We start from the raw sequence: 26,211 nt of genomic DNA, 5'->3' as shown, positions 1-26,211 counted from the left end.
TATGACACCAGGCGGACAAGCTCAAATCGGTAATGTCGATCTCGTTAAACAACTTAACAGCGCGGCAGTTTATCGCCTGATTGACCAGCACGGGCCAATCTCACGTATTCAGATAGCCGAACAAAGCCAGCTTGCTCCTGCCAGTGTGACAAAAATTACACGTCAGCTTATTGAGCGCGGCCTGATAAAAGAAGTCGATCAGCAGGCCTCCACCGGGGGCCGCCGCGCTATCTCCATTGTTACCGAAACCCGCAATTTCCAGGCTATTGGCGTCCGCCTTGGCCGTCATGACACCACGCTTACGCTCTACGATCTGAGCAGTAAAGCCATTGCCGAAGAACATTATCCGCTGCCGGAACGCACCCAGGAAACGCTTGAGCATGCGCTGCTTAATACCATCGCGCAATTTATTGAAACCTGTCAGCGCAAGATCCGCGAGCTGATTGCTATTTCGGTAATCCTGCCGGGTCTGGTCGATCCCGAAAGTGGTGTGATTCGCTATATGCCACATATTCAGGTAGAGAACTGGGGGCTGGTCAAGGCGCTGGAAAAACGCTTTAAAGTGACCTGCTTCGTCGGCCATGACATTCGTTCTCTGGCGCTGGCAGAGCACTATTTTGGTGCGAGTCAGGACTGCGAAGACTCTATTCTGGTGCGTGTTCACCGTGGTACGGGCGCAGGTATTATCTCTAATGGTCGCATTTTTATTGGCCGCAACGGTAACGTTGGCGAGATTGGCCACATTCAGGTTGAGCCGCTTGGCGAGCGCTGCCACTGCGGTAATTTCGGCTGCCTTGAAACTATCGCCGCCAATGCCGCGATAGAACATCGGGTCCGTCACTTACTTGAACAGGGCTACCAAAGCCGTGTGACCCTCGACGACTGCAAAATTGGCGCAATTTGCAAAGCCGCCAACAAAGGCGACGCGCTGGCCTGTGAAGTTATCGAACAGGTTGGACGCCACCTGGGTAAAACCATTGCCATTGCCATCAACCTGTTTAACCCGCAAAAAGTGGTGATCGCGGGCGAAATCGTAGAAGCAGAAAAAGTGTTATTACCGGCTATTGAAGGCTGTATTAACACCCAGGCGCTGAAAGCGTTCCGCCAGAACCTGCCGGTGGTACGCTCAACGCTGGATCACCGCTCAGCGATTGGTGCTTTCGCGCTGGTAAAACGCGCCATGCTTAACGGGATCCTGCTGCAACATTTGCTGGAATCCTGATCGGATCTTATAGTAACGCCTTCTTTTTTTGATGTCGGATTGTCCATGACCATTAAGAATGTAATTTGTGATATCGACGGCGTGCTGATGCACGACAACGTTGCCGTGCCGGGTGCTGCGGAGTTTTTACACCGCATCATCGACAAAGGAATGCCACTGGTTCTTCTCACGAACTACCCTTCCCAGACAGGTCAGGATTTGGCAAACCGTTTTGCTACAGCGGGTGTCGACGTACCGGACACTGTGTTTTATACCTCGGCAATGGCAACGGCTGATTTTCTGAAACGTCAGGAAGGGAAAAAAGCCTACGTGGTGGGCGAAGGCGCGCTGATCCACGAGTTGTATAAAGCGGGCTTTACCATTACTGATGTGAACCCGGACTTCGTGATTGTGGGTGAAACGCGCTCCTTTAACTGGGAGATGATGCATAAAGCAGCGTACTTTGTCGCCAACGGTGCGCGCTTTATCGCAACCAACCCGGATACCCACGGCCGTGGTTTTTATCCGGCCTGCGGGGCGCTGTGTGCCGGTATCGAAAAAATCTCTGGCCGGAAACCGTTTGTTGTCGGTAAACCGAGCCCGTGGATCATCCGCGCTGCACTGAACAAAATGCAGGCGCATTCCGAGCAGACCGTGATTGTGGGTGATAACCTGCGTACCGACATTCTGGCCGGTTTCCAGGCCGGTCTTGAGACGATCCTCGTACTATCCGGTGTATCCACACTCGACGATATCGACTCCATGCCGTTCCGGCCGAGCTGGATTTACCCCTCTGTCGATGAAATTGATGTCATCTGACTCAAAACCACGCCTCAGGGCGTGGTTTTTCATTTTTGGCCCTGATAAACACAGTACCATCTAACAAAAATCATCATTCATTGCATAATCATCAATAAAAGCGTTCAGGACATACTCTTTTTTCAACATTCGTCAATCGCCATTGCACTATTTCCGTTTTACCCCGTAAAACCCTTGCGCGCCATCCCCCTTTGCGGCATTTTCATAAGCAAGCAACATTACAAAGCAACAGGGTTAACGGAGAAGGTTATGTGTTCAATTTTTGGCGTGCTGGATATTAAAACTGACGCGGGCGAACTGCGTAAAAAGGCTCTTGAACTGTCCCGCCTGATGCGCCATCGCGGCCCGGACTGGTCAGGCGTTTACGCCAGCGATAAAGCGATTCTGGCGCACGAACGTCTGTCTATTGTTGACGTCAACGCGGGCGCACAGCCGCTGTATAACGAGAAAAAAACGCACGCGCTGGCTGTGAACGGTGAAATCTATAACCATCAGGCGCTGCGCGCCGAATACGGCGACCGCTACGCTTTCCAGACCGGTTCTGACTGCGAAGTTATCCTCGCGCTGTATCAGGAGAAAGGGCCAGAGTTTCTGGACGACCTGCAAGGTATGTTCGCCTTCGTGCTGTATGACAGCGAAAAAGACGCTTACCTGATTGGCCGCGATCACATCGGGATTATCCCGCTGTATATGGGCCACGATGAACACGGTAACTTCTACGTGGCTTCTGAAATGAAAGCCCTGGTGCCGGTTTGCCGCACCATTAAAGAGTTCCCGGCGGGTAGCTACCTGTGGAGTAAAGACGGCGAGATCCGCCAGTACTACCAGCGCGACTGGTTCGACTATGATGCAGTGAAAGACAACGTGACCGACAAAGCCGAGCTGCGTCAGGCGCTGGAAGACTCCGTTAAAAGTCACCTGATGTCAGACGTGCCTTACGGCGTGCTGCTTTCCGGTGGTCTGGATTCCTCTGTGATTTCCGCCATCACCAAGAAATTTGCCGCACGTCGTGTGGAAGATCAGGAGCGTTCAGAAGCCTGGTGGCCACAGCTGCACTCCTTTGCCGTTGGCCTGGAAGGCGCACCTGACCTGAAAGCCGCGCAGGAAGTGGCAAACCACCTCGGGACTGTGCACCACGAAATTCATTTCACCGTGCAGGAAGGCCTGGATGCGATCCGCGATGTTATCTATCACATCGAAACCTATGATGTGACCACCATCCGCGCCTCTACGCCGATGTACCTGATGTCCCGTAAGATCAAAGCGATGGGCATTAAGATGGTGCTGTCTGGCGAAGGTTCTGATGAAGTATTCGGTGGCTACCTGTACTTCCATAAAGCGCCGAATGCCAAAGAGTTGCATGAAGAGACGGTCCGCAAACTTCAGGCGCTGCATATGTTTGACTGTGCGCGTGCCAACAAAGCGATGTCGGCCTGGGGTGTGGAAGCTCGCGTGCCGTTCCTCGATAAGAAATTCCTCGACGTGGCCATGCGTATTAATCCGCAGGATAAAATGTGCGGCAACGGCAAAATGGAAAAACATATCCTTCGTGAATGTTTTGAGTCCTACCTGCCGGCAAGCGTTGCGTGGCGTCAGAAAGAGCAGTTCTCTGATGGCGTAGGCTACAGCTGGATCGACACCCTGAAAGAGGTGGCGGCAAAACAGGTTTCCGATCAACAACTGGAAACCGCCAGCTTCCGCTTCCCGTACAACACGCCGGGCTCCAAAGAAGCCTATCTGTACCGTGAAATCTTTGAAGAACTGTTCCCGGTACCAAGTGCTGCGGAATGTGTGCCTGGTGGCCCGTCAGTTGCCTGTTCTTCCGCTAAAGCGATTGAATGGGACGAATCGTTTAAATCCATGAACGACCCGTCAGGGCGTGCTGTAGGTGTTCACCAGTCGGCATATAAATGATCATCTGAATGACTAACAGGCCCTCCGGGGCCTGTTTTTTTTGCACTGTATTTTGCTGGACAAAAATGATTCATAACCAATAATTGCCGAATATTCGGCCACGCTGTTCGCAACCTAACCAAACAGTCACATTCCGGCTATTTTCGATGAAAAAGGTGTTGACGCTGCAAGGGTCTATACGCATAATGCGCCCCGCAACGCCGATAAGGTAACGCGAAAAAAAGATGGCTACGTAGCTCAGTTGGTTAGAGCACATCACTCATAATGATGGGGTCACAGGTTCGAATCCCGTCGTAGCCACCATCTTTTTTGCGGGAGTGGCGAAATTGGTAGACGCACCAGATTTAGGTTCTGGCGCCGCAAGGTGTGCGAGTTCAAGTCTCGCCTCCCGCACCATTCCCAAGTAAGCGTTGCACGGATGGGGTATCGCCAAGCGGTAAGGCACCGGTTTTTGATACCGGCATTCCCTGGTTCGAATCCAGGTACCCCAGCCATATTTCTTCGATTTTGCGGTTCTCCGCGGTATTGGGGTATCGCCAAGCGGTAAGGCACCGGTTTTTGATACCGGCATTCCCTGGTTCGAATCCAGGTACCCCAGCCATCGAAGAATGCAGTTTGGCTACGTAGCTCAGTTGGTTAGAGCACATCACTCATAATGATGGGGTCACAGGTTCGAATCCCGTCGTAGCCACCAAATTAGTACATTATCGATTATATCGGTAAGCTAGAAAAAATTGTTGGGGTATCGCCAAGCGGTAAGGCTCTGGTTTCTGATACCAGCATTCCGAGGTTCGAATCCTCGTACCCCAGCCAATTTTAAAAGTCGTTAAGCAGATTGTTTAACGCAATTGGGGTGTCGCCAAGCGGTAAGGCTCTGGTTTCTGATACCAGCATTCCGGGGTTCGAATCCCTGCACCCCAGCCACTTAGTAACAAAAAAGCCCGCTTTGCGGGCTTTTTTGTTTTTGTTGTATCGTCCGGCCTGATGCCCTCTCCCTGCAGGAGAGGGAAAAGTCTTAGAGGCCTAACGCATACTTCAGCGCCTGACGCTTCAGACCACCGGCACGCTCTGCCGCCATCAGCCCAATATTACGCAAAACTCGCACCGGCCCTAAGTCGTTACTAAACCCGGCGTAAAACAGATCCATCCCCGATTGCATAACGAAGTTATCCGCCATACGACGCGTCTGATAACGTTTAAGTACCTGCTGGCTCGCCCAGGGTTCAGCGTGCGCACGTGCGCTGGTTAATACATCCAGCAACGCTTCAACGTCACGATACCCCAGATTCACACCCTGCCCTGCCAGTGGGTGAATGGTATGCGCCGCGTCCCCGACCAGCGCCAGCCCTTCCTGAGCGTATTGCAATGCGTGTCGGCGGGTCAGCGGAAATGCTCCTGCAGCAACCGGCGTCACATGCCCCAGACGGCCCGGGAAGTGGCGCATAACTTCATGTTGCAGTTGCGCCATCGAAAGCCCCTGCAACTGGCGAATACGCGCCGGTTTGTCGTACCACACCAGGGATGCCCAGTTGTCAAAAAGCGGCAAAAAGGCATGTGGGCCGGTCGGCGTGAAATGTTGCCAGGTGCTCTCACCCGGGTCATTTTCACACTGCACGGTGATTAACATACAGGATTGCTGATACTGCCAGGCATGAACGCCGATCCCCGCCATTTGTCTGACCTGCGAGTTCGCGCCATCAGCCCCCACCACCAACTTCACGGTGAGTTCATCATCATTATCCAGCGTCAGGTGATATCCGCCTTCATGACGATGCAGCGCCTTGAGCGACGAAGGGACACGCAACGTCACCTTCTGGTGTGCCTCCAGTGCCTGCCATAGCGCCTGTTGCAGGACGTTGTTTTCCACCATATAACCCAGCCGCGGTAATTTCAGCTCGGCGGCATCAAACACCACATGGGCATTTTCCCACTCCCATGTCTCGAGTCGACTGTAGGGATGCGCCCGCATCGCAAGCACGGCATCCCATACGCCTAACCCACGGAGAAGATCGACAGAAGCGGCACTGATCGCAGAAATACGGACATCGGGTTTTGCTGTCGCATCAAATGCCACAGGCGCGGCCTGTTCAATGACCGTTACCTCAAATCCCTGCTGCGCCAGTCCCAGCGCCAGTGCGCCGCCGACCATACCGCCGCCGACAACGGCAATTTCGGTTTGTTGGAGTGTCATGGTCAATTTTCCTTATTGCAGAATCCCTTAAGTTTACCGGATTTTTAGGGGCAGGAGGTTGACAACCTTCATACTGGTCACAACCGCACCAAAGCATTACAATACGCGGCTTGCAATCCTGAGCTGAGCAAGTCGATGACTAAAAAACTCCATATAAAAACCTGGGGCTGTCAGATGAACGAATACGATTCATCCAAGATGGCCGATCTGCTGGATACAACCCACGGATACCAGCTGACTGAAAATCCGAAAGAAGCCGATGTGTTGCTGCTGAACACCTGTTCAATTCGTGAAAAAGCGCAGGAAAAAGTCTTTCATGTGTTAGGTCGCTGGAAACTTCTCAAACGAAAAAATCCGGACCTGATCATCGGTGTTGGCGGCTGCGTTGCGTCGCAGGAAGGGAAACTGATCCGCCAGAGAGCCCCCTATGTGGATATCGTCTTTGGCCCTCAGACCCTGCACCGCCTGCCTGAGATGATCAATAAGGTTCGCGGCAATCGTAGCCCGGTTGTTGACGTAAGCTTCCCGGAAATCGAAAAATTCGATCGTCTGCCGGAGCCACGCGCTGATGGCCCGACCGCGTTCGTCTCTATCATGGAAGGCTGCAACAAATACTGTACTTACTGCGTGGTGCCTTACACCCGCGGTGAAGAAGTCAGTCGCCCGGCAGATGACGTTCTGTTTGAAGTTGCGCAGCTTGCCGCACAGGGCGTACGCGAAGTGAACCTGCTGGGCCAGAACGTTAACGCCTGGCGTGGCGAGAACTATGACGGCAGCACCGGTAGCTTTGCTGAGCTACTGCGTCTGGTGGCTGCCATTGACGGTATCGACCGCATTCGCTTCACCACCAGCCACCCGATGGAATTTACCGATGACATCATCGATGTTTATCGCGACACGCCGGAACTGGTGAGCTTCCTGCACCTGCCTATTCAGTGTGGTTCTGACCGCGTGCTGAATCTGATGGGACGCCCACATACGGTGCTGGAATACAAATCCACCATCCGCAAGCTGCTTGACGCACGCCCGGATATCCAGATTAGCTCAGATTTTATCGTCGGCTTCCCTGGCGAAACCACCGATGACTTTGAGCGCACCATGAAGCTGATCGGTGACGTGAATTTCGATGTCAGCTACAGCTTTATCTTCTCTGCACGTCCTGGCACCCCGGCAGCCGATATGGTTGACGATGTACCGGAAGAAGAGAAAAAACAGCGTCTGTATATTCTCCAGGAGCGCATCAACCAGCAGGCCAACGCCTGGAGCCGTCGGATGCTCGGCACTGTCCAGCGCATTCTGGTTGAAGGCACGTCCCGCAAAAGCATTATGGAACTCTCTGGTCGTACCGAAAACAACCGCGTGGTGAACTTCGAAGGCACCCCGGATATGATCGGGAAATTCGTGGACGTCGAGATTGTCGAAGTGCTGACCAACTCGCTGCGCGCGAAGCTTGTGCGTACCGAGGATGAAATGGGCCTGCGCATTGCTGAATCTCCGGAATCCGTTATCTCCCGTACCCGTAAAGAAAACGATTCTGGCGTGGGTATCTATCAGCCTTAATTCGTTCAGGCCTGCCTTTCTGGCAGGCCTTGTATTTCCTCTCTTCGCACCCAATATCGATTGCAATGCTTGCGCCTTTATTCTGTGGCGTGAATACTTTCGGTAATGACAGTTTTATGATGCCAGACCTACAAAACACTCAAAGAGGAACGGTTTGAATATAGACACGCGTGAAATTAGCCTTGAGCCTGCAGACAACGCTCGCCTGCTGAGCCTGTGCGGGCCGTTTGATGACAACATCAAACAACTGGAGCGACGTCTGGGTATCGAAATCAATCGTCGCGATAACCATTTCAAACTCACCGGACGCACTATTTGCGTCAATGCGGCTGCGGACATTCTGCGCAGTCTGTATGTCGATACCGCCCCGATGCGCGGCCAGACTCAGGATATCGAGCCAGAACAGATCCACCTCGCCATTAAAGAGGCACGTGTGCTTGAGCAGAGCGCTGAAAGCGTGCCTGACTATGGCAAGGCGATTAACATCAAGACCAAGCGTGGCGTGATTAAACCGCGTACGCCAAACCAGGCGCAGTACATCGCGAATATCCTCGACCATGACATCACCTTCGGCGTGGGTCCGGCCGGTACAGGGAAAACCTATCTGGCGGTCGCCGCGGCAGTGGATGCGCTGGAGCGTCAGGATATCCGTCGTATTCTGCTGACCCGTCCGGCAGTTGAAGCGGGCGAGAAACTGGGCTTTCTGCCAGGTGACCTGAGCCAGAAAGTCGACCCGTACCTGCGCCCGCTGTACGACGCGCTGTTCGAAATGCTCGGCTTTGAGAAAGTTGAAAAACTGATCGAGCGTAACGTTATCGAAGTGGCTCCCCTCGCTTACATGCGTGGCCGTACCCTCAATGATGCCTTCATCATTCTGGATGAGAGCCAGAACACTACCATCGAACAGATGAAGATGTTCCTGACGCGTATCGGCTTTAATTCAAAAGCCGTTATCACCGGCGACGTGACCCAGATTGACCTGCCGCGCAGCACCAAATCCGGCCTGCGTCAAGCCATCGAAGTGCTGGCCGAAGTGGACGAAATCAGTTTCAACTTCTTCCACAGCGAAGACGTGGTACGTCACCCGGTGGTGGCGCGCATCGTCAACGCCTATGAAGCGTGGGAAGAAGCAGAGCAGAAGCGAAAGGCCGAACTGGCCGCAGAACGTAAGCGCGAAGCGCAGGAGCAAGAACAAAAATGAGTCAGGTGATCCTCGATTTACAGCTGGCCTGTGAAGATAATTCTGGAATGCCGGAAGAGGCGCAATTTCAGAAATGGCTGGATGCGGTCATCCCCCAGTTTCAGGAAGAATCAGAAGTCACGATTCGTTTGGTGGATGAAGCGGAAAGCCATGAGCTTAATCTGACCTACCGCGGTAAAGATAAGCCTACCAACGTGCTCTCTTTCCCGTTTGAAGCCCCGCCGGGTATCGAGATGCCGCTACTGGGTGATTTGATCATCTGCCGTCAGGTGGTAGAGCAGGAAGCCAAAGAGCAGCAAAAACCGCTTGAGGCCCACTGGGCACATATGGTCGTACACGGCAGCCTGCATTTGCTGGGCTACGATCATATTGAAGATGACGAAGCGGAAGAGATGGAGTCCCTCGAGACAGAGATAATGCTTGCTCTGGGCTATGAGGATCCGTACATTGCCGAGAAAGAATAGTCAGTCAACAGACCGGCTAACATGCCGCCGCGTAAGGATATCGCGCGGCGGTAAACGTTGAACTTACAAGAGAACCCTTAACAAACGCCATGAGCGACGACAATTCACACAGTAGCGACACGACAACCAGTAAAAAGGGATTTTTCTCCCTCATTCTGAACCAGCTTTTCCACGGCGAACCGAAAAACCGTGATGAGTTGCTGGAGCTGATTCGTGATTCCGGGCAAAACGACCTTATCGACGAAGATACGCGCGAAATGCTCGAAGGGGTCATGGACATCGCCGACCAGCGCGTCCGCGACATCATGATCCCCCGCTCGCAGATGATCACCCTGAAACGCAACCAAACGCTCGACGAGTGCCTCGATGTCATTATCGAGTCTGCCCACTCGCGTTTCCCGGTTATCAGCGAAGATAAAGATCACATCGAAGGGATTTTGATGGCGAAAGATCTGCTGCCGTTTATGCGCAGCGATGCCGAAGCCTTCAGTATGGAAAAAGTGTTACGTCAGGCCGTGGTTGTGCCGGAAAGCAAGCGTGTGGATCGGATGCTGAAAGAATTCCGCTCTCTACGCTACCACATGGCGATTGTTATTGATGAATTCGGCGGCGTGTCGGGTCTGGTCACGATCGAAGATATTCTTGAGCTGATCGTGGGCGAAATCGAAGACGAGTACGACGAAGAAGAAGATATCGACTTCCGTCAGCTCAGCCGCCACACCTGGACCGTGCGCGCGCTGGCCTCGATTGAAGACTTCAACGACGCCTTCGGTACGCACTTCAGCGATGAAGAGGTCGATACCATTGGCGGTCTGGTGATGCAGGCCTTTGGGCACCTTCCGGCACGCGGAGAAACCGTTGACATCGACGGTTACCAATTCAAAGTCGCGATGGCCGACAGCCGACGTATTATTCAGGTTCATGTCAGAACGCCGGATGATTCACCGGTGCCAAAACTGGAAGATTAATCTAAATGGCATTTGCCCCATTACTTGAACGCCAGCGCGTCCGACTGCTGCTGGCGCTGTTACTCGGAGCCAGCGGTACGCTGGCTTTTTCTCCTTACGATATCTGGCCTGCCGCCATTATTTCCCTGATGGGGCTACAGGGGTTAACCCTGAACCGCCGTCCTGTGCAGGCCGCAGCCATTGGCTACTTCTGGGGTCTGGGGCTGTTTGGCTCTGGCATTAACTGGGTCTATGTCAGCATCGCGCAGTTTGGCGGGATGCCGGGCCCGGTTAACGTCTTCCTGGTTGTGCTGCTTGCCGCCTATCTCTCACTCTACACCGGTCTGTTCGCAGGTATCCTTTCTCGCCTGTGGCCAAAAACGACCTGGCTTCGCGTCGCTATCGCAGCACCGGTTGTCTGGCAGATCACAGAGTTCCTGCGCGGGTGGGTATTAACCGGCTTCCCGTGGTTGCAGTTCGGATACAGCCAGATTGATGGTCCGTTAAAAGGGCTGGCCCCGGTAATGGGCGTAGAGGCGATTAACTTCCTGTTGATGGTGGTCAGTGGCCTGCTGGTGCTTGCGCTTATGATGCGCAGCTGGAAACCGCTGGTTACGGCACTGGTCCTGTTCGCCCTGCCCTTCCCGCTGCGTTACATCCAGTGGTTTACCCTGGAGCCCGCACGGGCAACGCAGGTATCGATGGTGCAAGGCGATATCCCGCAGGCAATGAAGTGGGACGAAAAGCAGCTTATCAACACGCTGAAAATCTATGCCGGCGCGACCGAGCAGGTGATGGGAAAATCGCAGCTGATTATCTGGCCGGAATCCGCCATTCCTGACCTGGAAATCAACCAGCAGCCGTTCCTGAACATGATGAATGACCTGCTTCGCGCACGCGGCAGCACGCTGATTACCGGGATTGTCGATGCGCGTCTGAATCCGCAGAACCGTTATGACACGTACAACACAATAATCACGCTCGGCAAAGACAGCGAATACAGCTATAACTCCACCGATCGGTATAACAAGAATCACCTGGTCCCCTTCGGCGAATTTGTTCCACTGGAATCGATTCTGCGTCCACTGGCGCCGTTCTTTGATTTGCCGATGTCCTCTTTTAGCCGTGGTCCATACGTTCAACCTCAGCTGCACGCGCACGGTTTTGCGTTGACGGCAGCCATTTGCTACGAAATTATCCTCGGTGAGCAGGTGCGCGATAACTTCCGCCCGGACACCGACTATCTGCTGACCATCTCTAACGATGCGTGGTTTGGGAAATCGATTGGCCCGTGGCAACACTTCCAGATGGCGCGTATGCGCTCCCTGGAGCTGGCGCGTCCGCTGCTGCGTAGCACCAATAACGGCATTACCGCAGTGATTGGCCCGCAAGGTGAAATTCAGGCCATGATCCCGCAGTTCACCCGTGAAGTGCTGACCACGAAAGTTACGCCGACCACCGGACTGACGCCATACGCCCGTACCGGCAACTGGCCGCTGTGGATCCTGACCGCGCTGTTTGGTTTTGGTGCCGTGTTGATGAGCCTTCGTCAGCGTCGCAGATAATCCCCCCTCCTCTGCCGGGTGGCGCTGACGCTTACCCGGCCTGTTTTCCCATGTTCGACAATTCCTCCAGACTCCCACTTTGGCACGTCTATTGCTTTGTATATTAACGCAAACGCAATTTGGCTTAACGTACAACCTGGTCGCACCAGCGTAGATCGCCGGTAGCACCGAAACGGTGCAACGGGAGATTTTTGCCTCTGAATGGTGCGGCGCGCTTCGCAAAAATAAACAATAACGCAGCAAAATCTTTACATTAAGCCAAACTAAATGTTAACAAGCTTGCATAACACTGCACTCGCATAGCGCGAGATATAACAACATCACAATGGGTATCAATGCGTCACTGGCGCTGATAAAAAAGGAGTTGGGTATGCAATTACGTAAACTGGCCACAGCAATGCTGGTTATGGGGATGTCCGCAAGCGTTGTACACGCTGAAGACGCTCCGGCTGCCGGGAGCACTCTCGACAAGATTGCCAAAAACGGCGTGATCGTGGTCGGCCACCGTGAATCTTCTGTCCCGTTCTCTTACTACGACAACACGCAAAAAGTCGTGGGCTATTCACAGGATTACTCCAACGCCATCGTTGAAGCCGTGAAGAAAAAGCTGAACAAGCCTGATCTACAGGTGAAGTTGATTCCTATCACCTCGCAGAACCGTATTCCTCTGCTGCAAAATGGCACCTTCGATTTTGAGTGCGGCTCAACCACTAACAACCTTGAGCGCCAGAAACAGGCTGCGTTCTCTGACACCATCTTCGTGGTAGGTACCCGCCTGCTGACCAAGAAAGGCGGCGAGATTAAAGATTTTGCTGACCTGAAAGGCAAAGCGGTTGTGGTGACATCCGGTACCACTTCTGAAGTTCTGCTGCACAAGCTGAATGACGAGAAGAAAATGGATATGCGTATCATCAGTGCGAAAGACCACGGCGACTCTTTCCGTACGCTGGAAAGCGGCCGTGCTGTGGCATTCATGATGGATGACGCACTGCTGGCAGGTGAGCGTGCTAAAGCGAAGAAACCAGACAACTGGGAAATCGTAGGCACCGCGCAATCCAAAGAAGCTTACGGCTGTATGCTGCGTAAAGACGACGCTGAGTTCAAAAAACTGATCGATGACACCATCGCTCAGACGCAGACTTCCGGCGAAGCGGAAAAATGGTTCGACAAGTGGTTCAAGAATCCAATTCCACCAAAAAATCTTAACATGAACTTTGAACTGTCTGACGACATGAAAGCGCTGTTCAAATCACCAAACGACAAGGCTCTTAACTAATTAGAACAACAGGGGCAGGACCTCCTGCCCTCTCGATTGTCGGGAAGCACGGACAGACTATACGTTGAGTGGTCGTTCCCCACTCAGCGCGAAAATTAGCTTCTCACCAATCTTCGAGGGTAGCGCTGCTACCCTTTTTTTTCTGGAGTTTATTATGTCAATCGACTGGAACTGGGGCATTTTTCTGCAACAAGCCCCGTTCGGCAACACCACCTATCTTGGCTGGTTATGGAGCGGCTTTCAGGTCACTGTGGCTTTATCCATAACGGCATGGATAATCGCGTTTCTTGTCGGCTCGTTGTTCGGTATTTTGCGTACCGTCCCTAACCGCTTTCTTTCAACTCTCGGCACCCTGTATGTGGAACTGTTCCGTAACGTTCCTCTGATAGTGCAATTCTTTACCTGGTATCTGGTTGTTCCTGAACTGCTACCTGAAAATATTGGCATGTGGTTTAAGTCAGAACTGGATCCGAACATTCAGTTCTTTGTCTCCTCCATGCTGTGTCTGGGGCTGTTTACCGCTGCCCGCGTGTGCGAGCAGGTACGTGCTGCCATTCAGTCCCTGCCGCGCGGACAAAAGAATGCCGGTCTGGCGATGGGCCTGACGCTGCCACAAACATACCGTTATGTGCTGCTGCCTAACGCTTACCGCGTGATCGTTCCTCCGATGACCTCAGAGATGATGAACCTGGTGAAAAACTCGGCCATCGCGTCCACTATCGGTCTGGTGGATATGGCGGCGCAGGCGGGCAAACTGCTGGATTACTCCGCCCATGCGTGGGAATCCTTCACCGCGATAACGCTCGCCTATGTTCTGATTAACACTGTCATCATGCTGGTGATGAACCTGGTTGAACGCAAAATTCGCCTGCCGGGCAATCTGGGGGGCAAATAATGTACGAATTTGACTGGAGTTCCATTGTTCCATCCATGCCGTATCTGCTTGATGGCCTGGTGATTACGTTAAAGATCACAGTGATTGCCATCATCATCGGTATCGTCTGGGGCACCCTGCTTGCGGTGATGCGCCTGTCGAGCTTTAAACCGTTCGCCTGGTTTGCCACCGCCTACGTTAACGTCTTCCGCTCCATTCCACTGGTGATGGTGCTGTTATGGTTTTATCTGATTGTTCCAGGCTTCTTGCAGAACGTACTGGGGCTGTCACCGAAAACCGACATCCGCCTGATCTCGGCGATGGTGGCATTCTCTATGTTTGAGGCCGCTTATTACTCAGAGATTATCCGTGCGGGTATACAGAGTATTTCGCGTGGGCAATCCAGTGCCGCACTGGCGCTGGGGATGACTCACTGGCAGTCGATGCAGCTCATCATTCTGCCGCAGGCGTTTCGCGCCATGGTTCCACTCCTGCTGACTCAGGGCATCGTGCTGTTCCAGGATACCTCTCTGGTATACGTACTAAGCCTGGCAGACTTCTTCCGTACCGCTTCCACCATCGGTGAGCGTGATGGTACGCAGGTCGAGATGGTCCTCTTCGCAGGTGGGGTCTATTTTGTGATTAGTTTAAGCGCGTCGCTGTTGGTCAGCTGGCTGAAGAAAAGGACTGTATAATGATTTCCCTGAAAAATGTTTCTAAATGGTATGGGCACTTTCAGGTGCTGACCGACTGCTCCACCGAAGTGAAAAAAGGCGATGTGGTGGTGGTGTGCGGGCCGTCCGGTTCCGGCAAATCCACGCTGATTAAAACCGTCAATGGCCTGGAGCCGGTGCAGCAAGGCGAGATCCTCGTTAACGGCACCAAAGTGAATGACAAGAAAACCAACCTTGCCCAGCTGCGCTCCCACGTCGGGATGGTATTCCAGCATTTTGAGTTGTTCCCGCATCTCTCCATTATCGAAAACCTGACCCTGGCGCAGGTAAAAGTGCTTAAGCGCGATAAAAAACTCGCACGCGAAAAAGGGCTGAAGTTACTGGAACGTGTGGGGCTTTCCGCTCACGCCGATAAATTCCCGGCGCAGCTCTCCGGCGGCCAGCAGCAGCGTGTAGCGATCGCCCGCGCGCTGTGTATGGATCCGGTAGCCATGCTCTTTGACGAACCCACCTCTGCGCTCGATCCTGAAATGATCAACGAAGTGCTGGATGTCATGGTTGAACTGGCGCACGAAGGGATGACCATGATGGTGGTAACGCACGAAATGGGCTTCGCCCGTAAAGTGGCCAACCGCGTGATCTTTATGGATGAAGGCAAGATCGTTGAAGACTCGCCAAAAGAAGAGTTCTTCGCGAACCCGAAATCTGAGCGCGCAAAAGACTTCCTCGCCAAAATTCTGCATTAATCTTCTCAGTGCGCAATCTGCGGATTGCGCACTGCTTCACGCTTTACATCTCTTCTTCTCGTCGGCCTCACATTGCAGCGTTACCCTTGTCACAAAATAACGCTAAAAATGGAGAACTCTATGGCACTGCCAATCATTCTCGATTGCGATCCAGGTCATGATGACGCGATCGCCCTCGTCCTTGCTCTTGCCTCCCCTGAACTGGACTTAAAAGCTGTCACCTCGTCGGCCGGAAACCAGACCCCGGATAAAACCCTGCGTAACGTGCTGCGGATGCTCACGCTGTTAAAACGCACGGATATTCCAGTGGCAGGCGGTGCAGTTAAGCCGCTGATGCGCGAGTTGATCATTGCCGACAATGTGCACGGTGAATCAGGGCTTGACGGCCCGGCACTGCCAGAACCAGGATTTGCACCGCAAAACTGCACGGCCGTTGAGCTGATGGCAAAGGTACTGCGTGAAAGTGCTGAACCCGTCACGCTGGTGGCAACCGGCCCGCAAACCAACGTCGCGCTGCTCTTAAACGGCCACCCGGAACTGCATAAGAAAATCTCCCGCATTGTGATTATGGGAGGTGCGATGGGGCTTGGTAACTGGACGCCTGCGGCGGAGTTCAACATCTTTGTCGACCCGGAAGCAGCAGAGATTGTCTTCCAGTCGGGTTTACCGATTGTGATGGCGGGGCTGGATGTTACCCACCGGGCGCAGATTATGCTGGAAGATACAGAGCGTTTTCGTGCCATTGGTAACCCTGTCGCCACAACCGTGGCTGAGCTGCTCGACTTCTTCCTTGAGTACCACAAAGACGAAAAATGGGGATTCCAGGGAGCGCCACTGCACGACCCTTGCACCATTGCCTGGCTGCTGAAGCCTGAGATGTTCACTACTGTGGAACGCTGGGTGGGCGTGGAAACTGCGGGGAAATATACTCAGGGGATGACGGTGGTAGATTACTATTCGCTGACCGGAAATAAACCGAATACGACACTGATGGTGGATATCGATCGGGAAGCGTTTGTGAATTTGCTGGCGGAGAGGCTGGCTTATTTTTCTGCGGCCTGATGCCCTCACCCTAGCCCTCTCCCACAGGGAGAGGGAACAAACCAGTGCTTTTACCTATGGCTCAAACGGGCGGCGCTGGAACTGATCGTGCCCGCATTTTGGGCAACGCGGCAGCACATCAGGTGTATAAACCGCAATATGGTGATGGCACTTCTCACACACCAGATTTCCCAGCCCCACCACTTCACCACTGTGATATACACCATGGTGGTTGAGATCCTGAAACACCTCACGCCACTCCAGCTGTGTTTTGTCAGTGATATCGACCAGTTCCTGCCACAGGCTCTCTTTAATCACGCGCATAAAAACGCTGTCTGTGATTTCGTCCTGGCTCTCTTCATAGCTGCGCGCAAACTCTTCCAGATCGCGCCGCACAGCACGTGTTACCTCATCCACTTCCGTTCGCGTTAACTCACCCGTTTGCATCACTCTTACTCGCGCCTGTTCAACCAGCGCATCAATATCTCTTTCACCATTACGCAGGCGTTCCGTGAGTGTGGCAACCAGTTCGCGGTAAAATTGAGCAACCTTGTTCATCATTTTGCCTCCCGGGTAAGTAACTATCTCTAATAGTAGACCTTATTTCATCGCCGCTTTGCCAGGTACAGCACAGACCCGGTAAATTCCTGCAAAGCGCATTTGCGTGAAAGGCTGTTTTGACGCGGGCGTTTGGGCTATGCTATGCGGATCTGAGATACCACATCCATTGGCTACATTTGTAGCTGTATTGAAAACAGGACCACTGGCTGCCATGCAAGAGCAATACCGCCCGGAAGAGATAGAATCTAAAGTCCAGCAACACTGGGACGAGAAGCGCACTTTTGAAGTCACCGAAGACGAGAGCAAAGAGAAGTATTACTGCCTGTCGATGCTTCCCTATCCTTCTGGCCGACTACACATGGGCCACGTGCGTAACTACACCATCGGTGATGTGATTGCGCGTTACCAGCGCATGTTGGGTAAAAACGTTCTGCAACCTATCGGCTGGGATGCATTCGGCCTGCCTGCTGAAGGTGCTGCGGTCAAAAACAACACCGCGCCAGCGCCGTGGACCTACGACAACATCGCTTACATGAAAAACCAGCTCAAAATGCTGGGCTTTGGTTACGACTGGAGCCGCGAGCTGGCAACCTGCACCCCGGAGTACTACCGCTGGGAGCAAAAATTCTTCACCGAGCTGTACAAAAAAGGCCTGGTGTACAAGAAGACCTCTGCCGTTAACTGGTGTCCGAACGACCAGACCGTTCTGGCGAACGAACAGGTTATCGATGGCTGCTGCTGGCGTTGTGACACCAAAGTTGAGCGTAAAGAGATCCCGCAGTGGTTTATCAAAATCACCGCCTACGCTGACGAACTGCTGAATGACCTGGATAATCTGGATCACTGGCCAGATACCGTTAAAACCATGCAGCGCAACTGGATCGGTCGCTCTGAAGGTGTGGAAATCACCTTCAACGTTGAAAACTACGATCAGACGCTGACCGTCTACACCACTCGCCCGGATACCTTCATGGGCGCGACCTACCTGGCGGTTGCCGCAGGTCACCCTCTGGCGCAGAAAGCCGCCGAAAACAACCCGGTACTGGCTACCTTCATCGACGAATGCCGCACAACTAAAGTGGCCGAAGCCGACATGGCAACGATGGAGAAAAAAGGCGTCGATACTGGCTTTAAAGCGATTCACCCACTGACTGGCGAAGCTATCCCAGTCTGGGCGGCAAACTTCGTTCTGATGGAATACGGCACAGGTGCAGTGATGGCCGTTCCGGGCCACGATCAGCGCGACTACGAGTTTGCATCCAAATACGGTCTGTCCATCAAGCCTGTCATTCTGGCGGCTGACGGTTCAGAACCTGATCTGTCCGCACAAGCACTGACCGAAAAAGGCACCCTGTTTAACTCTGGTGAATTCAGCGGCCTGAGTTTTGAAGACGGCTTCAACGCTATTGCCGACAAACTGACGGCGAAGGGTGTTGGCGAGCGTAAAGTGAACTTCCGTCTGCGCGACTGGGGCGTTTCCCGTCAGCGTTACTGGGGTGCGCCAATCCCAATGGTCACTCTGGAAGATGGTACCGTGCTGCCAACGCCAGAAGATCAACTGCCAGTTATTCTGCCGGAAGATGTGGTCATGGACGGCATCACCAGCCCGATCAAAGCCGATCCTGAGTGGGCGAAGACCACCGTGAACGGCCAGCCTGCGCTGCGTGAAACCGACACCTTTGACACCTTCATGGAGTCTTCCTGGTATTATGCGCGCTACACCTGCCCGCAGTATCAGGACGGGATGCTGGATTCGAAAGCTGCTAACTACTGGCTGCCGGTTGATATCTACATCGGTGGTATTGAACACGCTATCATGCACCTGCTCTACTTCCGCTTCTTCCATAAGTTGATGCGTGATGCAGGCCTGGTGAACTCTGATGAACCAGCAAAACAGCTGCTGTGTCAGGGCATGGTATTGGCTGACGCCTTCTACTATGTTGGCGTGAACGGCGAGCGTAACTGGGTTTCTCCGGTTGATGCCATCGTTGAGCGCGACGAGAAAGGCCGCATCGTGAAGGCGAAAGACGCCGAAGGTCATGAACTGGTTTATACCGGCATGAGCAAGATGTCCAAGTCCAAAAACAACGGCATCGACCCGCAGGTGATGGTTGAGCGTTACGGCGCAGACACCGTTCGTCTGTTCATGATGTTCGCATCTCCTGCGGATATGACCCTGGAATGGCAGGAATCTGGCGTAGAAGGTGCTAACCGCTTCCTGAAACGTGTCTGGAAACTGGTTTACGAGCACACCTCTCAGGGCGATGCACCTGCGCTGAACGCGGCGGCACTGAGCGACGATCAGCAGGCGCTGCGCCGTGATGTTCATAAAACTATTGCCAAAGTGACCGATGATATTGGTCGTCGTCAGACCTTCAACACCGCAATTGCGGCTATTATGGAACTGATGAACAAGCTGGCGAAAGCGCCACAGGAAGGCGAGCAGGATCGCGCGTTGATGCGTGAAGCGCTGCTGGCCGTCGTGCGGATGCTGAACCCGTTCACACCACACGCAAGCTTCACGCTGTGGCATGAACTGAAAGGCGAAGGCGATATCGACAACGCGCCGTGGCCGGTTGCCGACGAATCAGCCATGGTGGAAAACACTACGCTTGTGGTGGTGCAGGTAAACGGCAAAGTACGCGGTAAAATTACCGTGGCTGTTGATGCGACCGAAGAACAGGTTCGCGAGCGCGCGGGTCAGGAACATCTGGTTGCGAAGTATCTTGAGGGCGTTACCGTACGTAAGGTTATCTACGTACCAGGTAAACTGCTGAATCTGGTCGTTGGCTAAGCGCGGGAGGAAACGTGCGACAACTGGCAACAATACTCTTATCTCTGGCGGTGCTTGTCACCGCTGGTTGTGGCTGGCACCTGCGCAATACCACGGCAGTGCCTGCCCAGATGAAAACCATGATCTTCGATTCATCGGATCCAAACGGTCCGCTTAGCCGGGCAATTCGTAGCCAGCTGCGCCTGAACGGTGTTGAGCTTATCGAGAAAGGAACGCTGCGCCAGGATGTACCGTCTCTTCGTGTTCTGGGTATGACCCTGAGCAAAGACACGGCGTCTATCTTCCAGGACGGCCGTACCGCTGAGTACCAGATGGTGATGTCGGTAAACGCTGCTGTACTGATCCCGGGTAAAGACATTTATCCAATCAGCACGAAGGTCTACCGTTCGTTCTTTGATAACCCACAAACTGCGCTGGCAAAAGACGCCGAGCAGCAAATTATCATTAACGAAATGTACGACAAAGCAGCAGAACAGCTGATCCGTAAACTGCCTAGCATTGAGGCAACTTCTAAAGAAGGTGCTGATATCATCGATAAACCGGATGCCAATGCGCTGCCGGTTTCTACCTCGATGGGTAACTGATGATCAGGTTGTATCCTGAACAACTCCGCGCGCAGCTCAATGAAGGGCTGCGCGCGGCGTATCTGCTGCTCGGAAACGATCCGTTATTGCTTCAGGAAAGTCTTGATGCCGTCAAACAGACTGCGGCGGTGCAGGGCTTTGATGAACACCACACCTTCCAGCTTGATAACAACACAGACTGGAATGCCCTCTTCTCGCTTTGCCAGGCGATGAGCCTGTTCGCATCGCGCCAGACGATTCAGATCCTGCTGCCAGACAATGGTCCTAACGCGGCCATCAATGAACAACTGGCGACGCTGGTGAGTTTGTTACACAACGATCTGCTGCTGATTGTACGCGGCAATAAGCTGACCAAAGCTCAGGAAAACGCGGCATGGTTTACCCAACTCGCGGCGCACTCTGTGCTGATCACCTGTCAGACACCCGAACAGGCACATCTGCCGAAATGGGTTGCCGCGCGGGCAAAACAGCACAATCTCCAGCTGGATGATGCAGCCAATCAGCTGCTTTGCTACTGCTACGAGGGTAACCTGCTGGCACTGGCGCAGGCGCTGGACAGGCTTTCCTTGCTGTGGCCAGATGGCAAACTGACGCTGCCGCGCGTTGAGCAGGCAGTGAATGATGCCGCGCACTTTACCCCTTTCCACTGGGTTGATGCTCTGCTGTCGGCAAAGAGTAAACGCGCCCTGCATATTTTGCAGCAGCTGCGTCTTGAAGGCAGTGAGCCGGTTATCCTGCTGCGGACGGTTCAGCGCGAGCTGCTACTGCTGACCAACCTGAAACGTCAGTCTGCACATACGCCGCTGCGCTCCCTGTTCGACAAGCATCGCGTGTGGCAAAACCGCCGCGCCATGACCACTGAGGCGGTAAACCGCCTGAGTCATGAACAGCTTCGCCAGGCTGTGCAATTGCTGATGCGCGCCGAATTGACGCTAAAACAGGATTATGGCCAGTCAGTCTGGGCTGAGCTGGAAAGCCTTTCTCTGCTGCTTTGCCACAAGGCGCTGGCAGACGTTTTTATCGATGGATAATATGCATTCTCTTCAGGCACTGTATGGCGGCACCTTCGACCCGGTTCATTACGGGCATCTGAAACCGGTGGAAATACTGGCGAATCAGATAGGCTTGCAACGCGTGATAATCATGCCAAATAACGTTCCGCCACATCGCCCTCAGCCTGAAGCCACAAGCGAACAACGCAAAGAAATGCTGGCGCTGGCAATAGCGGATAAGCCGCTCTTTACGCTTGATGAACGGGAATTGCGCCGCGACACCCCCTCCTGGACATCCGAAACCTTGCAGGAATGGCGCGTCGAAAAAGGGCCGCATCAGCCCCTGGCGTTTATTATTGGACAGGATTCTCTACTCAATTTCCCCAGCTGGCATAAGTACGAAACCATTCTGGAAAACAGTCATTTGCTGGTTTGCCGCCGTCCGGGTTATCCGCTGACTATGCGGGAAGAACAGCATCAGCAATGGCTGGAAGAACACCTGACAGACAATGTGGAAGATCTCCATAATCAGCCTGCCGGGAAGATTTATCTGGCAGAAACACCCTGGTTTGATATTTCGGCTACTATCATTCGCGAACGCCTGCAACAAGGGCTCGCCTGTGATGACCTGCTGCCAACGGCTGTTCTGGCATATATTCACCAGCATGGGCTGTATCAGAAAAGCACCGAAGAATAAGCATGATGCACGAAAAATCCTGTTATTCGCTATCCTGCCTTGACAGGCCTGACCATGCTGATATTCTCCGCTGCCAGACTTTCCCGCCGATCATTGCTTTACAGAAATTGTTTTACAAAAATGGCGATGCAATCTCAGGCGGAGGGTGGGATGATACCCGCCTTCAAAAGCCCGGCCGGTGACATTTGTCCCGACACAGGCGTCAGTTCAGGTATACTGTCTGGCCACGAATTTATAGTTGCACAATCTCACTCTCCCAGGGGGAAAACTTGCAGGGTAAAGCACTCCAGGATTTTGTTATCGACAAAATTGATGACCTGAAAGGTCAGGACATCATCACTATCGACGTTAAGGGTAAATCCAGCATCACCGACTGCATGATTATCTGCACCGGTACGTCTACTCGTCATGTGGTTTCGATTGCTGATCACGTTGTTCAGGAATCGCGCGCAGCAGGGCTGTTGCCGCTTGGCGTTGAAGGTGAAGCAACCGCTGACTGGGTAGTTGTCGACCTCGGTGATGTTATTGTCCATGTTATGCAGGATGAGAGCCGTCGCCTGTATGAGCTGGAAAAACTCTGGGGTTAATGCGTGAAGTTGCAGCTAGTAGCCGTCGGCACAAAAATGCCAGACTGGGTACAAACGGGTTTTACTGAATATCTGCGTCGTTTCCCGAAAGACATGCCGTTCGAACTGGTGGAGATCCCAGCAGGAAAGCGCGGCAAGAACGCTGATATCAAACGTATTCTCGAGAAAGAGGGCGAACTGATGCTGGCTGCCGCAGGCAAAAACCGCATCGTCACCCTCGATATTCCAGGTAAACCCTGGGATACGCCGCAACTGGCGCACGAGCTGGAGCGCTGGAAGCAGGATGGTCGTGACGTCAGTCTGTTGATTGGCGGGCCAGAAGGGTTATCCCCTGCCTGCAAAGCGGCAGCAGAACAAAGTTGGTCTCTCTCCGCGCTGACGCTTCCCCACCCGCTCGTACGGGTACTGGTGGCAGAAAGCCTGTACCGCGCGTGGAGCATTACTACCAACCACCCATATCACCGCGAGTAGTGACTGACCAGGGTAGATTAAGCAGCGGATGAAACTACAGAATTCTTTTCGCGACTATACGGCTGAGTCCGCGCTGTTTGTGCGCCGGGCGCTGGTCGCCTTTACGGGGATTTTGCTGCTTACCGGCGTGCTGATCGCCAACCTTTATAATCTGCAAATTGTCCGCTTTACCGATTACCAGACGCGTTCCAACGAAAACCGTATCAAACTGGTTCCTATCGCCCCGAGCCGCGGCATTATTTACGATCGTAACGGCACGCCACTTGCACTCAACCGCACCATCTACCAAATCGAGATGATGCCTGAGAAAGTGGACAATGTGCAGAATACGCTGGACGCGCTAAAAAGCGTTGTCGACCTTAACGATGACGATATCGCAACCTTCAAAAAAGAGCGCGCGCGTTCACACCGCTTCACCTCCATACCGGTAAAAACGAACCTGACAGAAGTCCAGGTTGCCCGTTTTGCGGTCAACCAGTACCGCTTCCCCGGTGTTGAAGTTAAAGGCTATAAACGCCGCTTCTACCCGTACGGCTCGGCCCTGACGCACGTTATTGGCTACGTATCCAAAATTAACGATAAAGACGTCGACAGGCTCGATAAAGACGGCAAGCTGGCAAACTACGCCGCAACGCACGATATCGGTAAGCTGGGGATTGAGCGCTATTACGAAGACGTCCTGCACGGCCAAACCGGTTATGAAGAAGTTGAAGTCAATAACCGTGGTCGCGTGATCCGCCAGTTGAAAGAAGTGCCCCCTCAGGCAGGACACGACGTTTACCTGACGCTCGATCTGAAACTGCAACAATATATCGAAACCCTGCTGGCAGGCAGCCGTGCTGCAGTTGTCGTGACCGACCCTCGCAGTGGCGGCGTCCTGGCGATGGTTTCTATGCCAAGCTACGACCCGAACCTGTTTGTCGACGGGATCTCCAGCAAGGACTACTCTGGCCTGCTGAACGATCCGAACACCCCGCTGGTAAACCGTGCAACCCAGGGTGTTTACCCTCCGGCATCAACGGTTAAACCGTATGTTGCCGTTTCGGCCCTGAGCGCGGGTGTCATTAACCGTAATACCAGCCTGTTTGACCCCGGCTGGTGGCAGTTACCAGGTTCCGATAAACGCTACCGTGACTGGAAAAAATGGGGCCACGGTCATCTGAACGTCACTAAAGCGCTGGAAGAATCGGCGGATACTTTCTTCTATCAGGTCGCCTATGACATGGGTATTGACCGGCTGTCACTGTGGATGAGTAAGTTCGGCTACGGGCATTACACCGGTGTTGACCTGTCGGAAGAGCGTTCTGGCAACATGCCAACCCGTGAGTGGAAGCTGAAGCGCTTTAAAAAACCGTGGTATCAGGGTGATACCATTCCTGTGGGTATCGGCCAGGGCTACTGGACGGCAACGCCGTTGCAGATGAACAAAGCGATGATGATCCTCATCAACGATGGCGTGGTAAAAGTGCCACACCTGCTCATGAGCACGGTGGAAGACGGTAAGAAAGTGCCGTGGAACCAGCCACATGAAGCGCCGGTTGGGGATATTCACTCTGGTTTCTGGGAGATCGCAAAAGACGGTATGTACGGCGTAGCCAACCGTCCGAACGGTACGGCCCATAAATACTTCGCCGGTGCGCCGTATAAAGTGGCAGCTAAATCAGGTACCGCGCAGGTATTTGGCCTGAAGGCGAACGAAACCTATAACGCGCACCGTATTGCTGAGCGTCTGCGTGACCACAAGCTCATGACGGCGTTTGCCCCTTATGATAACCCGCAGGTTGCGGTGGCAATGATCCTGGAAAACGGCGGCGCAGGCCCGGCTGTTGGTACGATCATGCGCCAAATCCTCGACCATATTATGCTGGGTGACAACAACACTGAACTGCCGACTGAAAACCCGGCATCCGCAGCGACGGAGGACCAATAATCATGACGGATAATCCAAATAAAAAATCGCTGTGGGATAAAATCCACATCGACCCTGCCATGCTGCTGATCCTTCTGGCTCTGCTGTTCTACAGTGCTCTGGTTATCTGGAGCGCCAGCGGCCAGGATATCGGCATGATGGAGCGTAAAGTCGGCCAGATAGCGATGGGTCTGGTGATTATGGTCGTGATGGCGCAAATCCCGCCGCGCGTCTACGAAGGCTGGGCACCCTATCTGTATATTTTCTGTATTATCCTGCTGGTGGCGGTAGATGCCTTCGGTGCGATATCCAAAGGCGCGCAACGCTGGCTGGACCTGGGCATAGTCCGTTTCCAGCCGTCAGAGATAGCGAAAATCGCCGTCCCTCTGATGGTGGCACGCTTTATCAACCGCGACGTCTGCCCGCCTTCATTGAAGAACACCGCCATCGCACTGGCGTTAATCTTCCTGCCAACCTTGCTGGTTGCCGCACAGCCTGACCTCGGGACATCGATTCTTATCGTGCTTTCCGGTCTGTTTGTGCTGTTCCTGTCGGGTCTGAGCTGGCGCCTGATTGGTATCGCAGTGGTCCTGGTCGCGGCCTTCATCCCGATCCTCTGGTTCTTCCTGATGCATGATTACCAGCGCCAGCGCGTGATGATGCTTCTCGACCCGGAAACCGATCCCCTGGGCGCGGGCTATCATATTATTCAGTCGAAGATTGCAATTGGTTCCGGCGGTCTGCGCGGTAAAGGCTGGCTCCACGGCACGCAATCACAGCTTGAGTTCTTACCAGAACGCCACACCGACTTTATCTTTGCGGTTCTGGCGGAAGAGCTGGGGCTGGTTGGCATCTTAATCCTGCTGGCGCTCTACGTGCTGCTTATTATGCGCGGGCTCTGGATTGCGGCGCGCGCGCAAACCACGTTTGGCCGCGTGATGGCCGGCGGGTTGATGTTGATTTTATTCGTTTATGTCTTCGTAAATATTGGTATGGTGAGTGGTATTCTGCCGGTTGTAGGCGTACCGCTACCGCTGGTTAGTTACGGGGGCTCGGCACTGATCGTGTTGATGGCCGGGTTTGGTATCGTGATGTCGATCCATACCCACAGAAAAATGTTGTCCAAAAGCGTATAAAAATAAG

General features: G+C 53.5%; 23 protein-coding genes and 7 tRNA genes. 28 read left to right on the top strand and 2 right to left on the bottom strand.

All coding sequences use genetic code 11. The features are described from left to right. Position 1: 1 nt before the first annotated feature. From HV107_RS16845 to HV107_RS16800, 10 genes are all read left to right on the top strand, one after another. Positions 2–1,222: an N-acetylglucosamine repressor gene (locus tag HV107_RS16845; protein ID WP_182060032.1), complete on the top strand. Its 1,221-nt coding sequence runs from the start codon at positions 2–4 to the stop codon at positions 1,220–1,222. 45 nt (positions 1,223–1,267) lie between these two features. Beyond that, entirely contained in the window at positions 1,268–2,020 is a 753-nt protein-coding gene (gene nagD / locus HV107_RS16840; RefSeq protein ID WP_166717394.1) for a ribonucleotide monophosphatase NagD, read from the top strand. A 249-nt stretch (positions 2,021–2,269) separates the two neighbouring features. Next, positions 2,270–3,934 (top strand): asparagine synthase B, encoded by a 1,665-nt coding sequence (gene asnB / locus HV107_RS16835; protein ID WP_182060031.1) that lies wholly within the window; start codon positions 2,270–2,272, stop codon positions 3,932–3,934. A gap of 226 nt (positions 3,935–4,160) precedes the next feature. Further along, positions 4,161–4,237 (top strand) — tRNA-Met (locus tag HV107_RS16830). A gap of 8 nt (positions 4,238–4,245) precedes the next feature. Continuing rightward, positions 4,246–4,330: transfer RNA gene (locus HV107_RS16825), tRNA-Leu, on the top strand. 23 nt (positions 4,331–4,353) lie between these two features. Continuing rightward, positions 4,354–4,428: transfer RNA gene (locus HV107_RS16820), tRNA-Gln, on the top strand. Between the two features lie 32 nt (positions 4,429–4,460). Continuing rightward, positions 4,461–4,535 (top strand) — tRNA-Gln (locus HV107_RS16815). A gap of 16 nt (positions 4,536–4,551) precedes the next feature. Further along, positions 4,552–4,628 (top strand) — tRNA-Met (locus HV107_RS16810). Between the two features lie 44 nt (positions 4,629–4,672). Next, positions 4,673–4,747 (top strand) — tRNA-Gln (locus HV107_RS16805). A 36-nt stretch (positions 4,748–4,783) separates the two neighbouring features. Beyond that, a tRNA-Gln gene (locus tag HV107_RS16800) sits at positions 4,784–4,858 on the top strand. A 91-nt stretch (positions 4,859–4,949) separates the two neighbouring features. Here HV107_RS16800 and ubiF read toward each other — a convergent pair. After that, entirely contained in the window at positions 4,950–6,125 is a 1,176-nt protein-coding gene (ubiF, locus tag HV107_RS16795) for a 3-demethoxyubiquinol 3-hydroxylase (RefSeq protein ID WP_182060030.1), read from the bottom strand. 135 nt (positions 6,126–6,260) lie between these two features. Between ubiF and miaB the strand changes: the two genes are divergently transcribed. The 10 genes from miaB (at position 6,261) to rihA (ending at position 16,494) form a co-directional block, all read left to right on the top strand. Beyond that, a complete protein-coding gene (gene miaB, locus HV107_RS16790) occupies positions 6,261–7,685 on the top strand; it encodes a tRNA (N6-isopentenyl adenosine(37)-C2)-methylthiotransferase MiaB (RefSeq protein ID WP_182060029.1) in 1,425 nt (474 codons plus the stop codon). 154 nt (positions 7,686–7,839) lie between these two features. Beyond that, entirely contained in the window at positions 7,840–8,886 is a 1,047-nt protein-coding gene (locus HV107_RS16785; RefSeq protein WP_182060028.1) for a PhoH family protein, read from the top strand. After that, positions 8,883–9,350, top strand: coding sequence for an rRNA maturation RNase YbeY (gene ybeY, locus HV107_RS16780; protein ID WP_003858677.1), 468 nt, complete (start codon positions 8,883–8,885; stop codon positions 9,348–9,350). The genes HV107_RS16785 and ybeY overlap by 4 nt, the downstream gene beginning before the upstream one ends. An 89-nt stretch (positions 9,351–9,439) precedes the next feature. Further along, positions 9,440–10,318, top strand: coding sequence for a CNNM family magnesium/cobalt transport protein CorC (corC, locus tag HV107_RS16775; RefSeq protein ID WP_182060027.1), 879 nt, complete (start codon positions 9,440–9,442; stop codon positions 10,316–10,318). A gap of 5 nt (positions 10,319–10,323) precedes the next feature. Beyond that, positions 10,324–11,862, top strand: a complete 1,539-nt coding sequence (gene lnt, locus HV107_RS16770; RefSeq protein WP_182060026.1) for an apolipoprotein N-acyltransferase — start codon at positions 10,324–10,326, stop codon at positions 11,860–11,862. A 370-nt stretch (positions 11,863–12,232) separates the two neighbouring features. Beyond that, positions 12,233–13,138: an amino acid ABC transporter substrate-binding protein gene (locus HV107_RS16765; protein WP_182060025.1), complete on the top strand. Its 906-nt coding sequence runs from the start codon at positions 12,233–12,235 to the stop codon at positions 13,136–13,138. Positions 13,139–13,292: 154 nt separating this feature from the next. Continuing rightward, on the top strand, positions 13,293–14,033 hold the full coding sequence (locus HV107_RS16760; protein WP_182060024.1) for an amino acid ABC transporter permease: 741 nt from the start codon (positions 13,293–13,295) through the stop codon (positions 14,031–14,033). After that, positions 14,033–14,707: a glutamate/aspartate ABC transporter permease GltK gene (gene gltK / locus HV107_RS16755; RefSeq protein WP_182060023.1), complete on the top strand. Its 675-nt coding sequence runs from the start codon at positions 14,033–14,035 to the stop codon at positions 14,705–14,707. The genes HV107_RS16760 and gltK overlap by 1 nt, the downstream gene beginning before the upstream one ends. Continuing rightward, on the top strand, positions 14,707–15,432 hold the full coding sequence (locus HV107_RS16750) for an amino acid ABC transporter ATP-binding protein (RefSeq protein ID WP_014069335.1): 726 nt from the start codon (positions 14,707–14,709) through the stop codon (positions 15,430–15,432). The genes gltK and HV107_RS16750 overlap by 1 nt, the downstream gene beginning before the upstream one ends. Before the next feature lie 120 nt (positions 15,433–15,552). Continuing rightward, complete coding sequence (gene rihA, locus HV107_RS16745) at positions 15,553–16,494, top strand: pyrimidine-specific ribonucleoside hydrolase RihA (protein ID WP_182060022.1); 942 nt, start codon at positions 15,553–15,555, stop codon at positions 16,492–16,494. A gap of 54 nt (positions 16,495–16,548) precedes the next feature. Here rihA and HV107_RS16740 read toward each other — a convergent pair whose 3' ends face one another. Further along, positions 16,549–17,031 (bottom strand): zinc ribbon-containing protein, encoded by a 483-nt coding sequence (locus tag HV107_RS16740; protein WP_041162199.1) that lies wholly within the window; start codon positions 17,029–17,031, stop codon positions 16,549–16,551. Positions 17,032–17,245: 214 nt separating this feature from the next. Between HV107_RS16740 and leuS the strand changes: the two genes are divergently transcribed. From leuS to mrdB, 8 genes are all read left to right on the top strand, one after another. Then, positions 17,246–19,828, top strand: a complete 2,583-nt coding sequence (gene leuS / locus HV107_RS16735; RefSeq protein WP_182060021.1) for a leucine--tRNA ligase — start codon at positions 17,246–17,248, stop codon at positions 19,826–19,828. A gap of 14 nt (positions 19,829–19,842) precedes the next feature. Next, positions 19,843–20,412: an LPS assembly lipoprotein LptE gene (lptE, locus tag HV107_RS16730; protein WP_182060020.1), complete on the top strand. Its 570-nt coding sequence runs from the start codon at positions 19,843–19,845 to the stop codon at positions 20,410–20,412. Continuing rightward, positions 20,412–21,443 (top strand): DNA polymerase III subunit delta, encoded by a 1,032-nt coding sequence (gene holA / locus HV107_RS16725; RefSeq protein WP_182060019.1) that lies wholly within the window; start codon positions 20,412–20,414, stop codon positions 21,441–21,443. The genes lptE and holA overlap by 1 nt, the downstream gene beginning before the upstream one ends. Further along, a complete protein-coding gene (gene nadD / locus HV107_RS16720; protein WP_182060018.1) occupies positions 21,436–22,101 on the top strand; it encodes a nicotinate-nucleotide adenylyltransferase in 666 nt (221 codons plus the stop codon). The genes holA and nadD overlap by 8 nt, the downstream gene beginning before the upstream one ends. 269 nt (positions 22,102–22,370) lie before the next feature. Continuing rightward, positions 22,371–22,688 carry a ribosome silencing factor gene (gene rsfS / locus HV107_RS16715; protein ID WP_182060017.1) on the top strand — a complete coding sequence of 106 codons (318 nt, stop codon included), beginning with the start codon at positions 22,371–22,373 and terminating at the stop codon, positions 22,686–22,688. Positions 22,689–22,691: 3 nt separating this feature from the next. Next, a complete protein-coding gene (gene rlmH / locus HV107_RS16710; RefSeq protein WP_014069327.1) occupies positions 22,692–23,159 on the top strand; it encodes a 23S rRNA (pseudouridine(1915)-N(3))-methyltransferase RlmH in 468 nt (155 codons plus the stop codon). A gap of 28 nt (positions 23,160–23,187) precedes the next feature. Then, complete coding sequence (gene mrdA / locus HV107_RS16705; RefSeq protein ID WP_182060016.1) at positions 23,188–25,089, top strand: peptidoglycan DD-transpeptidase MrdA; 1,902 nt, start codon at positions 23,188–23,190, stop codon at positions 25,087–25,089. A 2-nt stretch (positions 25,090–25,091) separates the two neighbouring features. After that, positions 25,092–26,204 (top strand): peptidoglycan glycosyltransferase MrdB, encoded by a 1,113-nt coding sequence (gene mrdB, locus HV107_RS16700; RefSeq protein WP_182060015.1) that lies wholly within the window; start codon positions 25,092–25,094, stop codon positions 26,202–26,204. The last annotated feature ends 7 nt before the right edge of the window (positions 26,205–26,211 follow it).

Origin of the sequence: Enterobacter sp. RHBSTW-00175 (genome assembly GCF_013927005.1) — a bacterium.
Classification (GTDB): Bacteria; Pseudomonadota; Gammaproteobacteria; order Enterobacterales; family Enterobacteriaceae; genus Enterobacter.
This window is presented reverse-complemented; position numbering and strand designations above follow the sequence as displayed.

Excerpts from the sequence above, each read along its gene's own strand:
- leuS (WP_182060021.1), top strand. The coding sequence starts at position 17,246 with ATGCAAGAGCAATACCGCCCGGAAGAGATAGAATCTAAAGTCCAGCAA.
- rihA (WP_182060022.1), top strand. The coding sequence starts at position 15,553 with ATGGCACTGCCAATCATTCTCGATTGCGATCCAGGTCATGATGACGCG.
- HV107_RS16765 (WP_182060025.1), top strand. The coding sequence starts at position 12,233 with ATGCAATTACGTAAACTGGCCACAGCAATGCTGGTTATGGGGATGTCC.
- miaB (WP_182060029.1), top strand. The coding sequence starts at position 6,261 with ATGACTAAAAAACTCCATATAAAAACCTGGGGCTGTCAGATGAACGAA.
- asnB (WP_182060031.1), top strand. The coding sequence starts at position 2,270 with ATGTGTTCAATTTTTGGCGTGCTGGATATTAAAACTGACGCGGGCGAA.
- holA (WP_182060019.1), top strand. The coding sequence starts at position 20,412 with ATGATCAGGTTGTATCCTGAACAACTCCGCGCGCAGCTCAATGAAGGG.
- nagD (WP_166717394.1), top strand. The coding sequence starts at position 1,268 with ATGACCATTAAGAATGTAATTTGTGATATCGACGGCGTGCTGATGCAC.
- HV107_RS16750 (WP_014069335.1), top strand. The coding sequence starts at position 14,707 with ATGATTTCCCTGAAAAATGTTTCTAAATGGTATGGGCACTTTCAGGTG.
- ubiF (WP_182060030.1), bottom strand. The coding sequence starts at position 6,125 with ATGACACTCCAACAAACCGAAATTGCCGTTGTCGGCGGCGGTATGGTC.
- corC (WP_182060027.1), top strand. The coding sequence starts at position 9,440 with ATGAGCGACGACAATTCACACAGTAGCGACACGACAACCAGTAAAAAG.
- mrdB (WP_182060015.1), top strand. The coding sequence starts at position 25,092 with ATGACGGATAATCCAAATAAAAAATCGCTGTGGGATAAAATCCACATC.
- HV107_RS16740 (WP_041162199.1), bottom strand. The coding sequence starts at position 17,031 with ATGAACAAGGTTGCTCAATTTTACCGCGAACTGGTTGCCACACTCACG.
- ybeY (WP_003858677.1), top strand. The coding sequence starts at position 8,883 with ATGAGTCAGGTGATCCTCGATTTACAGCTGGCCTGTGAAGATAATTCT.
- nadD (WP_182060018.1), top strand. The coding sequence starts at position 21,436 with ATGGATAATATGCATTCTCTTCAGGCACTGTATGGCGGCACCTTCGAC.
- lnt (WP_182060026.1), top strand. The coding sequence starts at position 10,324 with ATGGCATTTGCCCCATTACTTGAACGCCAGCGCGTCCGACTGCTGCTG.
- mrdA (WP_182060016.1), top strand. The coding sequence starts at position 23,188 with ATGAAACTACAGAATTCTTTTCGCGACTATACGGCTGAGTCCGCGCTG.
- HV107_RS16845 (WP_182060032.1), top strand. The coding sequence starts at position 2 with ATGACACCAGGCGGACAAGCTCAAATCGGTAATGTCGATCTCGTTAAA.
- HV107_RS16760 (WP_182060024.1), top strand. The coding sequence starts at position 13,293 with ATGTCAATCGACTGGAACTGGGGCATTTTTCTGCAACAAGCCCCGTTC.
- gltK (WP_182060023.1), top strand. The coding sequence starts at position 14,033 with ATGTACGAATTTGACTGGAGTTCCATTGTTCCATCCATGCCGTATCTG.